Below are 13,353 nucleotides of genomic sequence, written 5' to 3' on the forward strand. Positions count from 1 at the left end.
AGACCCAGACTGCCGTTTTCATACTTGTTCCTTGAAATGGGATTTTGCCATTAAAGCGACGTCTTCAGGCATTTTATATGCAAGCGGTTCCTGATGCAGCGCCTGGAAGAAGTTGATATCGCTTGTATGTAATGCGCCAATCGTTAACCGGGGAATCAGCCTGCCATGGATCGGGCTTTTTCCTTTGGGATCGGCCGATAAAATGAAATTGAAGCTGGAAAAACCCTGTTCCAGCATGGAGACAAAAACAGCCTGAAGACCGGCGGCAAAATGACCCCAATCATCTTCTGCAATGGCATCAAAAGAATGCGAACCCTTAAAAATCGCCACATAATCATGGTGGCTTTTCGGTGCAAAAGCATGCATCCAGGCAACGTTTCCTTTTTCCCCAATCCATCTTTCCCCCATAGCCTTTTCAGCATCATAAAGGGCTTTAAAATATTCTTTCCCCGTCTCTTTTTCAAATTGATCGGCTTTTGTATATGTCAACGCTTGGTAGTTCGTTCCGCTTTCAGAAACAATGACATGCAGATGCGGATGGATAATGCTGCCGCCGGATGTTGGCAGATAGTTCCAGTTAATGGAAGCGTATCTTGCTTTTGGATCCAGGGACGCAACCCTTTGTATGTACGCTTGTGCAGCCATAAAGGCATCTTTTATCAATTTACGTGTAAATTCTTTTAAACGGACATAATGCTGGCGTGAAAATACGACAACGCCATTATGTTTGCTGTATGGAAAGAGGTTGGGAAATAAAGTTGCTTCTCCTTTTACAATCCGGCCGGTTTCTGCCACTTCTTTCGGAAAGACGGGAGTCATTTTCAGTATGTTTTCCGGGCAAAAAGGACATTTGGCACCCCCTGATTGTTCTGCTGCCTCTGTATAATCCAAAGGGGTGATGTTTAGGCCGGGGTCAAAAACAAGCCGGGAAGTTTCACCTGTCAGCGGATCGAACCGCACCTCCGTGTTGCGTTCGATTTTGTTTCCTGCGCCGTCGTAAAACGAAAATGTTTCGCGTTCCATTCTAAACTTGATCGCCACCAATATTCCTCCTTTCCATTTTAATATATCATTTTCTGACGAAAAAGTCTGTAAATTTCATAACGTTCTTACAATGGGACAGAAGAGAGCCCATCAAAAGTGAAAGACTGAATAGAATCAAATTTGGATCATATTTCGAGGTTTTCGGATCGTATTTACGCAAAATTGGTCGTATGTTTCTAAAAAACCCGCCATGCCAGCGGGTTTTATAACCTTTTAATATGTTGTGTAAATATTCGGGCATTCTTCACCCGTCGGTTCGTAAAAACAATGGGATTTATACCGGGCAACAAGCGGCTGGCCATACCATTGGGCAGGACAATCCCCCGTGGGCCGGAAATACCACAAGCTGTATTTGGCCGGCCATTGCCTTTCTCCCCGAATAGCTCTTCTTGCCAATCTTCTTTCGCTTTCTCTTGCCCTTTGGTAAAAATAGCCATGGATCACGGCTTCAAATGCATGTGGCTGGTAGATCATTTGCGGAATGGTTCTAAGTCCAACAAAATCAGAGCAATTTGACCGGATTCTGTTAATTCCGACGGCTCCCACATGCAGCATGCCTTGGATTCCTTCGCCTTCTGCTTCAGCTCTTAAAAGCCTTGCCAGCAAATCTATATCAGATTCCCTGGCCTTTACGACCGCCATGCCATCACCTCCGAGTTCACTTTGCGGGTACATGAATAGTATATTGGCACTGGCCCGGTTTGTTGAATGTACAACATAGATGAAATGGCAAGCGGAGTAAAGCATAAAAAAACAAAACGAGGGACGCATCCCCCGAAATATTAAAGAGAAGTTGGAAATTCAATTTTGACTTTTCGATCTTGTTCGTAAGGCGTTTCCTGATAAACATAATAATTTAACCAGTTTGAAAATAATAAATGGCTATGTGATCTCCACGTGTTGACCGGCTCTTCTTTGGCATCGTTATTTGGGAAATAATTTTCAGGGATGTGAATGTCCAATCCTTTTTTTATATCGCGCTCATACTCTGTTGCCAGCGTATTGGTATCATATTCAAGATGCCCGGTAATCATGATGTGTTTTTCATCCTTTGATAAGACCATGAACGGCCCTGCTTCTCCATCCGACAGCAAAAGCAGTTCGGGGTGGTCAGCAATTTCTTTGCGGCTGACACTCGTATACCGCGAATGGGGCGCCAGGAATATATCATCAAAACCTCTGACAAGCTTTATTTTTTGATCGGAAACCGTATGTTTATAAATGCCGGAACACTTGCCCGGCAATTCAAATTTTCCGATTCCGTAATGATAATATAGTGCGGCCTGCGCTCCCCAGCAAATATGCATTACAGATGTTACGTGTTCTTTGGACCACTCCATGATTTCCTTTAATTCTTCCCAATAATTGACTTTTTCAAATGGCAAATGTTCGATCGGAGCCCCCGTAATAATCATCCCATCGAAATAATATTTGTTCACATCGGAAAATGTTTTATAAAACTGTTCCAAATGTGATTTGCTTACGTTTTTAGACTGGTGGGTTTCCATGTGCAAAAAAATGATATTCACCTGAAGCGGAGTATTTCCCAGCAACCTCAACAATTGAACTTCTGTTTTTTCTTTTTCGGGCATCAAATTTAAAATGAGTATATTAAGAGGACGAATGTCTTGTGTACTTGCCCTTTCTTCATCCATGATAAAGATTTTTTCTTTTTCAAGAATTTCCCGGGCCGGCATTTCCTTCGGAATATTAATTGGCAATCAAAATCCCTCCTGCTTCGAAAAGCTAATAAAATCTATTATAAAGGTGAATGAACATTTCAGCAATGGCCAAGAATAAAACACTTATGAAAAAATGGCTTACCATAAAAGGAATGCCGTTTTTTACAATCTTTCATTCTTTCGGGAAAGACAGTTGGATCATGTCAATGGAAAATAACCGGCTTCTCATTGGAAAACTGCAAAAAAATCCCTGTTTCCAAAAGAAATTTTTCCTTGGAAACAGGGATTTTGACTGATCTCGGAGTGTCAGACTTCAGCCCCCAGGCCGGTATTCGATTTTACATCCAATTCATCAAATTTCTCGGCTGCCGGCTCCGGCTTCGTGATGAGTGTAACAACGATGGATGTCAAGAAGCCCAACGGAATGCTGATGATGCCGGGATTGGCGAGCGGGAATATGGCGTTCTCTCCCATTACACTTGGCCCGATGAAAACAAGCGTTACGGCACTCAACATTCCGGCCAGCATTCCGGCAATAGCCCCGGCTGTATTGAATCTTCTCCAATAGAGAGAGAAAATGATGACCGGCAAATTGGCGCTTGCACCGACTGCAAAAGCCAGGACAACCAAATAGGCAACATTCATTCCTTTGGCCAAAATCCCGAGTACGATGGAAATGGCTCCGATGGCAAGAGCTGTATTTCTGGCAACCATAAATTGCTTTTTGCTGTCGACCTTTCCGCGTTTGATCACGTTCGTGTATATGTCATGGGCAAAAGCTCCGGAACCCGCGATAACGAGTCCTGCAACAACAGCAACAATCGTCGCAAACGAAACGGCTGAAATAAGCGACATAAAGATCTCTCCGCCGAGCGTACCTTCGCCCCCGCCAATGTACTGTGCCAAAAGCGGTGCCGCCATGTTTCCGCCCTGATCCGCTGCCCGGATGGCATCAGGCCCGACAAGAACCGCTGCGGAAAATCCGACGAGTGCAATCATGATATAGAAAATGCCGATTAAAACCATTGCCCATATAACGGACTTTCTTGCTTCCTGCGCGGAAGGAACCGTATAAAAACGGATTAGTATATGCGGGAGTCCCGCTGTTCCCAAAATAAGCGCCATCCCAAGCGATAACAGATCGACCGGATTTTTATACAGTAGTCCCGGAGATAAGAATTCTGCCCCATTCTTTGCAACAACATCCCCAAATAAGCCTGAAATATTAAACTTAAAAAGGATGGCTACAAATAAAACGAGAACGAGGGTGGCAAACATCAACAAGACGGCTTTAATGATCTGCACCCAGCTCGTTGCCAGCATGCCGCCAATCATGACATACAAAATCATTAGTGCCCCGATCAAAACAACCGAAATTTCATATGGTATTCCGACAAGCAACTGGATGATTCCACCGGCACCGACCATTTGTGCAACCATATAAAACAACGTAACAACCAACGTAACCGTTGCAGTCATCATCCTGATCGGCCTTTCCTTAAGACGTGAGGCCAATACATCCGCTACAGTAAATTTTCCCGAATTCCTCAGAGGTTCTGCCACCAAGTATAAAACGATGACATAACCAACCATCCAGCCGACAGCATACAAAAAGCCGTCATACCCATTCAGTGCGACCAGACCGGCGATCCCCAGGAAAGATGCGGCACTCAAGTAGTCCCCGGAAATGGCCAAACCATTTTGCCATCCGGTCAATGAGCGGCCCGCCGTATAAAAGTCGGCCGTGCTTTTATTTCTCTTTGCCGCCCAGAAAGTAATGCCGATTGTTGCTCCAACGATTGCAATAAATAAAAAAATACCGAACAAATGCGCCCCCATTTTTATGCCCCCTTTTGATGTCTGTATTTATCAACCAGTGTTTTAGCTTTTTTATCAAAGGCTTTTGCTTTAAAGAAATAAACAAAAGCAAGTATCCAGGCAACAAAATAGAGGGACACCCCGTATAAATAGCCGAAAGTAATATTGCCGAAGAGGAATTTACTCATTAACGGCTTGGCATACGCAGCCATCAGCGGTAAAGAAAGATACAAACAGAAAAACAAAATGACGACCGGCCAAATAAAAATCATCTTGGACCGCTTCAACTCGGCAAATTCTTCTGTCCTGGCAATCTTGCTGTAGCTCGCCATTACATTGCACCTCCTTATTAAAAAATTTGTGAAAATATGATTAATATAACTATAAACAAAAAAGGAGGTGCAGGGGCATTATGGTCGTCATTTGTCTGAAATTTTGCGCGAATGGCATAAATCCGTTTGCAAACGGTTACATCGGCTGTTCAAGCAGTTGGAACAACTTTTTTTGGGCATGGCGGCTTACGGGTATCCTTGTTTCTTTCCCATCCTTTAAAATTAAATTGTAGGCGCCGTTAAACCACGGTTTAATTTCCTGGATAAAATCCAGGTTAACCAGATAACTGCGGTGGGGACGGTAAAAAGGATAACCTTTCAGCCTGTTTTCCAGTTCCTGAAGTGTCATTTTGCCGTGAAACATCTCATCCTTCGTATGAATTTCCACGACACGGTCTACCCTCGTTGCGTAGCAAATGGTTCCCGGAGGCAGGACGACTACACGCTCTCCATCATCAATCAGCAGCTTGGATGCCGTTTTCGAATTTTGGGGACTATGTTCCTTTTCTTGTTTCATCCTTCGCATGACCCGCTCGATCGCTTGCTTCAAACGTTCCTGATCATAAGGCTTTAGCAAATAATCCACTGCTTCCACTTCAAAAGCGTCAACTGCATAATCATCGTAAGCAGTCGTAAAAATGAATAGCGGGGGTTTATTTTCCTTATTAAATATTTCTTTTGCCACATCCACCCCGGACATTTTCGGCATTTGGATATCCAAAAAAATAACATCCGGTTTATATTTTTCATATAGTTCCAAAAGCTGTTCGCCTGTTTCTGCGCTGGGACATAAAAGAAGGCCCTGCTCCTGCTGCAACATGTAAATGAGCTCCTCCCTAGCGAGTCGCTCATCCTCAGCAACCATTACTCTTATCATTATGCCAGATTCCTCCTTTCTGCAAAGATGAGCGGAATATCAAAAAACACTTCGCATCCGCCATTGGGATGATTCCGAATATGAAGCCCCGAATCTGCACCAAGCATGCCCAGTAACCGCTGATTCACATTATAAAGGCCGGTGCCTCCTCCCCTTTCGCTCTCGATGGGGGCATGTCCTGCACGGGAAAGCAATGTTTTCGAAAACCCGATCCCATTGTCAAACACGGTAATTCGAAGTTTCCCATGCATCTCTTTCATATCGATTCGTATAATGCCTCCTTTGGCCACGTTTTTTAATCCGTGATTAATGCTGTTTTCCACTAAAGGCTGGATGGTGGATGGGGGAATCAGGGCCTCCCCTTTTCCTTCATAAGGTGAAAAACTGATTGTAACCCGGTCCAAAAAGCGTGCCTGAATAATGGCTATATATGATTGCACATGTTCACATTCCTTTTTCAGCTCAACAAGAGAATTGGCGGCGAGGCGCAGGTTAAATCTCATAAAACTTCCAAGCTGCACCGTTAAATGCCTTGCTTTTTCGGGATCTGTCCGAAAAAGAGTGGCTATCAAATGCAGTGTATTAAAGAGAAAATGAGGATTAATTTGGGCTTCCATATTTCGAAGTTCCGCGTCACGGATGAGCATCTGCAATTGTTCGGACCGCGCCACCGCCAGCTGGTTGGACAATAGCTTGCCGAGACCTTCGGCCAACACAATTTCAACAGCCCTGATATGCTGTGACTTTCTAAAATATAAATGGATTAATTGCGTTGTTTCGTTTGCTTCTTTTATCGGCAGGACAATGACCGCCTGAAGCGGACAGTGGGGCTGCGGGCAATGGATGTGTTCTTTCGTGTAGGCAACTTTCACTGACCCCGTTCGAATCACTTCTTTGGCAATATCCCCCTCCAACGGGTCTCCATACTTGTGATGATCGTCCCCAAGCCCGACATAAGCCAAGACCTTCTCACAATTAGACACCGATACCGCGGCCACTTTCAATCTTTTAAACAACAATTCCGCAATCCCCTGGGCCATTTCGATTTGTGCCTCTTTTTTTAAATATGGCAGTGCATCTTCTGCTATGGTGAGCGCCCGTCTCGTTTCCGATGCGGCCTCCCGCTCCTGTTCATTGATGGCAGCAGCAATCATTGCCGTAAAGATGGCAATGGCAACACTGTTCGAAAAAACAAGCGGCAAGCTCACTTGATCGACAACATTTAAAATAAAATCGGAATGGGGGTTAAATATGAGCAAAACGCCCATTTGCAAAATAGGCGGAAAAATGCCGATAAAAAGCGCCTTCAATGGAGAAATGACCCGTTCCTGCGAAAAAAACCTTGCGGTCATTCCAACCAGAAGCCCGGTAAGAATATTGACGAAACAGCTTGCCAAATGCCCCATCCCGCCGAGGTAAAACAGATGAATGCCGGCAATCCATCCTGCCCCCATGCCAACGATCGGCCCTCCCAAAAGTCCGGCAATGACAATGGGAACGAGACTTGAGCTGACAAGCAATTGATCATCTTGAACAGGGGAAAAGATAAAATTCGAGACAATTTCTCCATCCTCAAAAACGACGCCCGATATAGTACCCACAATACCGAACAACCCGTAAATAACCGCATGCAATATGGTTGTTTTGGCATCCATTTCCCGGTCCAGCAAGGATCTAAAACCAGGTATCCGTGAAACTAAAAAAGCGGATATTAATAAAAGTCCGAGCCGCTGTACCAATACCATCGTCAAGAATCCCACCAGCCACGCCCCCTTGTATCAATTCCGGTCTGAGCGCGCACGAAAGTTCTGGAAAATTGGCGTGCGTCTTTCTTTTTCCGTGATAAAAATGTCCCTGCAACCGCCCCGATAAATCCGGCGGGAATGGCAATAATTCCCGGGTTTTCCAGCGGTATCAAGGCTTCCCTTCCGATCCATCCGCTTTCGACATTCATAATATGCGGCCCAAAGGCCACAAGAATAATGGATGTCATTAACCCGCAAAGCATGCCGGCCAACGCGCCCGTTTCATTAAAGCGCTTCCAGTACAGTGTAAATAAAATGACAGGCAATATGCTGGATGCGGCAATGACAAAGGTCAGGGATACCAGGAAAGTGACGTTGATGTTTTCCAGGCCAAGGGAAAAAACGGTTGCTGCCAGGCCAATACCTACTGCTGTCACTTTTGCCATTCTGAGCTGCTGTTTTTCCGTTGCATTGCCTTTTTTAATGATATGATGATATACATCATGTGACAGGGCGATTGTTGCAGAAATAACGAGGCCGGTCACAACGGCCACGATCGTTGTAAATGCCAAAGCAGAAATAAAAGCAAGCAAAAAGTCTCCTCCCAGCTCTTTGGCAAGCAACGGCGCAGCGAGGTTCCCGGTCGGGTCCGAAGCAACAAGCTGTTCCCAATTGATCAAAGCCACTGTGCCGAGCCCCAATATAAGCGTCATGACATAAAAACAACCGATGATCCATGTCGCTGTTAAAACAGATCTTCTTACTTCCACGGTATTTTTTACTGTGAAAAACCGGATCAAAATATGTGGCAAACCCGCCGTGCCCAATATGAGCGCCATTTGCAATGAAAACATTTCCAGAAAGTCATTGAATAAATTTCCGGGCACAAAAAACCTGTTTCCGAGCGGGGTTCCCAATTTTACTTGTCGGATCAATTCATCTACTTGCCAGTCAAAACGTGCCAGCACGAGCAATGAGACAAGAAATGTTCCTGACATGAGCAGGATCGTTTTGATAATTTGCACCCATGAAGTCGCCACCATTCCGCCGAGAACGACATATACAGTCATTAAACTTCCGATAATTAATACCGATATCGAATAATCGATGCCAAGGAGCAAGCGAATCAACAGCCCGGATGCAACGAGTTGCGGTATCATATAAAATAAAGAAACGAAAAACGTGCCTCCCGCCATCATCAGCCTGATTTTATCACTTGGAAAGCGGCTGCAGATGACATCTCCCAGCGAATATTTCCCCAGGTTTTTAACAGGCTCGGCAATGATCAATAAAACAAACAAATAAGATGCAAGAAATCCGATGGAATATAAAAAGCCGTCATAGCCATGAAGGGCAATTGTTCCCGTGATGCCGAGAAATGAGGCGGCACTTATGTAATCTCCCGCAATTGCCAGTCCATTTTGCACCCCCGTCAAATGGCCGGATGCCGTATAAAATTGAGACGTTGATTTATCGCGCATTGCTGCCCAATGGGTAATGATCAGCGTACATACAATAATACAAAGAAAAAAGAAAAAGTAAGTAAAGTTCATTGCCCATTCCCCTGTTTCAGCAGTTCAATCATTTCATCGTATCTTTTCGATCTTTTCCAATAAAACCATCCAAGCAGCCATGTCATCAAAAATTGCAAAAAAGCAAAAATCCACCACCAAGGAAGAGATGAAATTTCGTCGCCATCTGCGATGAATTGCGGGAACATCCAAATGAACAACGGCAAACTGAAATAAAAAAACATGAAAAATAATGTAATTGCTAAAATAAAACGGGTTTTTTTCTTTATCAGATCCCGAAAGATTTTCTCCTCTTTCAAAGCCTGCACCACCAGACTCTTTTTTTGTTTGATTATAGTTTACCAAAAAAGTGGGCAGTAATATAAAGAATTGATCATAATTGCAGCAATTATGATCAATTCTTTTTTGTATCCACAAAAAAGCACCCTGTCCAATGAACAGGGTGCTTTTTACTTTAGCCCGGGTTATTCAACCTTTCTTTTCTTTGCCGGATAGCCACTTTCTTTGGCATCAGCTCTTCTGATATTTCAACAAATGCATTTCGATTATTAAATATTTGGGGGCTTGCGTCTTTCATCAAATCCTGAATACGGCGCAAGTATTTCCCATTCCGATATTTGCTTATGCCATAGATCGCCGCACCGATTCCCAATGTGGCCAAAAATGAAGCCCACATTTTTCTCATGGATATCCAGCTCCTCCGGGATATGGTCATTCAAAGTTTTCGCCTTGAACACTTTTATTGTTTCATGGATTCCCGATCGTTATCCTGTTAAAGTCATGGATGAATTATCCAATGCTGCTAGGAAGTGTAATCAATATTTTCATGATCAATCATGGCCAACGGTTCATCTGCAGGTCCTTCAATCACTTGTCCGTCATAAGAAAATCGCGAACCGTGGCATGGGCAATCCCATGTCGTTTCTCCGCTGTTCCAATTGACCTCACATCCCATATGAGTACACGTTGTATCGACAACGTATAGCTTTCCTTCCGGTGTTTTATAGGCTCCGGCTCTTTTTCCTTTGATCGAAACAGCAGCACCTTCGCCATTTTGAATATCCTTGATTTCTTTATCCGGAAGTTCCAGTTTGCCGCCAATCAACTGACCGGCAACATTGACGTTTTCCTTGATGATTTTTTTCAGGCTGGGATCGGCTTTGAATCTGGATGGGGTGTACAGATTTTCATACTTATTTTCTCTTTCCATCATTAAATCCCTGATGATGAAGCCGGAAAGTGTGCCATGGGCCATTCCCCATTTGCGAAACCCGGTTGCGAGGAACATGTTGGGCTGGGTTTGGGATATTCTCCCGATATACGGGACTTTGTCCGGTGTGATTAAATCTTGTGCAGACCATTTGTACAGTATTTCTTTGGCCTGAAATGTATTGATGGCTTCTTGTTCCAATGCTTCATAATGGTCTTTTTCGGGAATTCCCTGGCCCGTTTTGTGATTGTCGCCGATCACCATCAGCATTTCTTCCCCGTTAATGTTTACACTCCGAAAGGAACGCGCCGGCTTTCCCGCCGTAATGTACATGCCCCCGGGAAACGGCACCCCGGGACGTACAGCCAATACATAAGAGCGGTTTGGAAAAAGCCGTGCGAAATACCCTTTTCCATCGTGAAATGGAAAGTGCGAAGCAGAAACAACGTATTTGGCTTTCACCTTCGTATTGTTTCTCATCCGGATGATCAGAGGATCACCTTGTTCCATTCCCATCGCAACTGTATTTTCAAAAATTTGCACACCTTTTTCTTCCATGCTTCGAACAAGATGGACCAAATATTGAAGCGGGTGGAATTGTGCCTGGTTTTTCATGACAATTGCCCCAACAGTCTGAACGTGAAGGGGAATGTCATCGACAAAACCGCCTTCAATTCCCAGTTTCTCATAAGCTTTTGCTTCTTTTTCCAGTTTTTGGCGGTCTACCTCTTTTGTTGCAAAAACGTATGCGTCCTCTTTCCTGTAATCACAGTCAATTTGATGCTGTTGAATATAATCTTCTATAAAATGTGCGGCCTCCATATTGGCCTCGTAATACAGTTTTGCCCCATCTTCACCAAAGTGGCTGATTAATTCATCATAAATCAGTTCATGCTGGGCAGTCACTTTGGCAGTTGTGTGCCCGGTTGTACCATTCATCAGACGGGTAGATTCAAACAACGCCACTTGGAAACCTTCTTTTGCCAGTAAATGTGCAGTCGTAATTCCGGTAATTCCCCCGCCAATAACCGCCACTTCCACTTCCATATCCTGTTCAAGCGGGGGATATGAAGGAATATTCGTTGAATCAATCCAATATGACTTTGGGTCTTTCGGCATGTTCAAGCCGCTAGTGCCTTGATGCATGATCAAGTCTCCTCCTTCCAACACTCTCCTTAAAGAGTTTCCCCATTTTGCTCAAAAAATGTATGTTGAAAGCAAATTTGCCGTTCTTTTTTTCAATGAATCATCATAAAAAATCCGCCCCAGTTGCGGGACGGATTGTCTAAAAAATTACGTAATGACTGGCAAAACTCTCGTTTCCTGCTCCATTTCCGATTTGCATATCGGGCAAATCGTTTTATTTTCTGAAGAAAAGGCATCCCTCATCCAACAAGAACATTGTTCATTCGTACACGACCAAACAATCGTTTCCTCTTCAGGTACCGGCTCCTGAGGCCCTCTTCTATAAGCCATGATCGCTAGATCCCCTTTCTTATTCGTCACTTCTATTATACCCTATTTGCGCCAGAAAAAAATGTAGGGGGAAATGGATTCCTTCGGGGATTCTCGACATATCCCGAAAACCTGAAAATTGCGCAGTTCGGCAATTTTTTCCGATGTGCTTTATCCGATTCAACATCTTTTATTCAATCTTTTTCATTAAAAAAACGAACCCGCTAAGAGTTCGTTATTCTTGAGATTTTCATGATGAAACGTCGTAATGCATTCATATGTCAAAGCCATTGAATCACAATCAGTCAGTCTCTTTTGTAATGATCTTGCCCGTTTCTGAATCCACTTTCATAACAACTTCATTTTTGCCTGTATCGACTTCGATCTTATAATAACCATCTCCAGCATCAAGCTCTACATCCTCTACTGTTCCGGGTGTGTCTGTAACAGCGGCAGCATTTGCTTCTTCCAGCGAGATTTTGGCTTCTTTGTTTGTTGCAGATACGCCGGGTTCATCGTCATCGTCATCTTGATCGATTTTGATAATGTTGCCCGTTTTTGCATCCATTTCGATTTCAACGTTACGGTCTTTCTCATCATTGAGTAATTCAATATCATAGATGAGGCGGCCATCTTCTTTTTCCAGCTTAATGTCTTTCAGCTCTCCACCTGATTCATTTAGTGCAATCGTTGTTGCTTCATCCGTGGAAATGACATTTCCTGTATTGCCGGGATGTTTGGCCCCGCTATTGGACTTGGCTCCAACTCCCATTGCACCTCCCAACAACACCAATCCGGCAATGCCTGCAAATAACATTTTTCGTTTTCTCATTGTCTGAGTCCTCCTCCTTTTTTTACTCTGATCCTATCGTAAGATCCAAAGATGAGGATCTGCTGATATTAAAATGAGAAAACGATGAGAAATGGTTACAACATTTTAATCATCCCAGCTGATGGATATAATTTTCCCTGTAATGGCATGGATTTGAACAGTTGCTTCTTGATCCTGATCACTCTCTACCTCTACTAAAAAATACTTCAAACCATCCGACTCCTTCATATCTATATCATCCACCTTGCCCTTTACTTGTTTCAAAGTAATGCTGGCCGCTTCCTTTTCAGTTATTCCGTTGCCTATTTTTTGATCTGACTCTGCGATGCTTCCGGTTTGGGCGTCCACCTTTATCGCATGATCAAACTGGCCATCATTCAGGACAACATAGTAAAAGTAACGCTTCCCTTCACGTCTTTTTTCTAACCGGGTGATTTCTTCCCCGTATTGATCGTGTACCATTTTTTTTATTTCGTCTTCAGACAGGATTTGTTCGTTTCGTTCCGGATTTTTCAAATGAACTTGTAAAATTTCCCCATTTTTCCGCTGAACACCGATATCATAAAGCCCTGATGCTGTTTTAACGGTAAAAAGGTATGATTCTTTTGATTCGCTGACTTCGGTAACTTCTCCGCCATACATTTCCTGGACAATTTCTCTAGCTTCTGTTACAGCCAAAGAATCGGCAGGCTTTATCCTATCCAGTAACAGCCATAATAGCGAGCCGAGGAAGATTCCGGCCATAATGACAATGGGGAATACTCTCATTTTAACCTTTTTCATTTGAACCTCCCCATACATTTTTATATATTATACAAGTTCATGA

Annotated in this window: 14 protein-coding genes; all 14 read right to left on the reverse strand. The window is 43.7% G+C overall.

Going from position 1 to position 13,353, the window contains the following annotated elements; translation table 11 throughout:
• Positions 1-18: 18 nt before the first annotated feature.
• The 14 genes from AB1L08_RS00095 to AB1L08_RS00160 all read right to left on the reverse strand — a co-directional run bounded on the left by AB1L08_RS00095 (position 19) and on the right by AB1L08_RS00160 (position 13,310).
• A complete protein-coding gene (locus AB1L08_RS00095) occupies positions 19-1,041 on the reverse strand; it encodes a hypothetical protein (RefSeq protein WP_413062627.1) in 1,023 nt (340 codons plus the stop codon).
• Between the two features lie 216 nt (positions 1,042-1,257).
• Complete coding sequence (locus AB1L08_RS00100; protein WP_413062628.1) at positions 1,258-1,686, reverse strand: cell wall hydrolase; 429 nt, start codon at positions 1,684-1,686, stop codon at positions 1,258-1,260.
• Positions 1,687-1,826: 140 nt separating this feature from the next.
• Positions 1,827-2,765, reverse strand: coding sequence for a homoserine O-acetyltransferase MetA (metA, locus tag AB1L08_RS00105; RefSeq protein WP_413062629.1), 939 nt, complete (start codon positions 2,763-2,765; stop codon positions 1,827-1,829).
• A gap of 267 nt (positions 2,766-3,032) precedes the next feature.
• Positions 3,033-4,565 carry a solute symporter family protein gene (locus AB1L08_RS00110; protein WP_413062630.1) on the reverse strand — a complete coding sequence of 511 codons (1,533 nt, stop codon included), beginning with the start codon at positions 4,563-4,565 and terminating at the stop codon, positions 3,033-3,035.
• A 2-nt stretch (positions 4,566-4,567) separates the two neighbouring features.
• A complete protein-coding gene (locus AB1L08_RS00115) occupies positions 4,568-4,876 on the reverse strand; it encodes a DUF485 domain-containing protein (protein WP_413062631.1) in 309 nt (102 codons plus the stop codon).
• Positions 4,877-5,012: 136 nt separating this feature from the next.
• Positions 5,013-5,753, reverse strand: coding sequence for a LytR/AlgR family response regulator transcription factor (locus AB1L08_RS00120; protein WP_413062632.1), 741 nt, complete (start codon positions 5,751-5,753; stop codon positions 5,013-5,015).
• Complete coding sequence (locus AB1L08_RS00125; RefSeq protein ID WP_413062633.1) at positions 5,753-7,513, reverse strand: LytS/YhcK type 5TM receptor domain-containing protein; 1,761 nt, start codon at positions 7,511-7,513, stop codon at positions 5,753-5,755. The genes AB1L08_RS00120 and AB1L08_RS00125 overlap by 1 nt, the downstream gene beginning before the upstream one ends.
• Positions 7,501-9,051: a solute symporter family protein gene (locus AB1L08_RS00130; RefSeq protein ID WP_413062634.1), complete on the reverse strand. Its 1,551-nt coding sequence runs from the start codon at positions 9,049-9,051 to the stop codon at positions 7,501-7,503. The genes AB1L08_RS00125 and AB1L08_RS00130 overlap by 13 nt, the downstream gene beginning before the upstream one ends.
• Positions 9,048-9,341, reverse strand: a complete 294-nt coding sequence (locus tag AB1L08_RS00135; RefSeq protein WP_413062635.1) for a DUF485 domain-containing protein — start codon at positions 9,339-9,341, stop codon at positions 9,048-9,050. The genes AB1L08_RS00130 and AB1L08_RS00135 overlap by 4 nt, the downstream gene beginning before the upstream one ends.
• 143 nt (positions 9,342-9,484) lie before the next feature.
• A complete protein-coding gene (locus AB1L08_RS00140; RefSeq protein WP_413062636.1) occupies positions 9,485-9,715 on the reverse strand; it encodes a hypothetical protein in 231 nt (76 codons plus the stop codon).
• Between the two features lie 117 nt (positions 9,716-9,832).
• A complete protein-coding gene (locus AB1L08_RS00145) occupies positions 9,833-11,386 on the reverse strand; it encodes an FAD-dependent oxidoreductase (protein ID WP_413062637.1) in 1,554 nt (517 codons plus the stop codon).
• A 147-nt stretch (positions 11,387-11,533) separates the two neighbouring features.
• Complete coding sequence (locus AB1L08_RS00150; RefSeq protein ID WP_413062638.1) at positions 11,534-11,746, reverse strand: cold-shock protein; 213 nt, start codon at positions 11,744-11,746, stop codon at positions 11,534-11,536.
• 250 nt (positions 11,747-11,996) lie between these two features.
• On the reverse strand, positions 11,997-12,527 hold the full coding sequence (locus AB1L08_RS00155; RefSeq protein ID WP_413062639.1) for a PepSY domain-containing protein: 531 nt from the start codon (positions 12,525-12,527) through the stop codon (positions 11,997-11,999).
• A 105-nt stretch (positions 12,528-12,632) separates the two neighbouring features.
• On the reverse strand, positions 12,633-13,310 hold the full coding sequence (locus tag AB1L08_RS00160; protein WP_413062640.1) for a PepSY domain-containing protein: 678 nt from the start codon (positions 13,308-13,310) through the stop codon (positions 12,633-12,635).
• Positions 13,311-13,353 lie beyond the last annotated feature (43 nt).

Origin of the sequence: Siminovitchia jepli (genome assembly GCF_047228825.1) — a bacterium.
In the GTDB taxonomy this organism is placed as follows: domain Bacteria; phylum Bacillota; class Bacilli; order Bacillales; family Bacillaceae_C; genus Siminovitchia.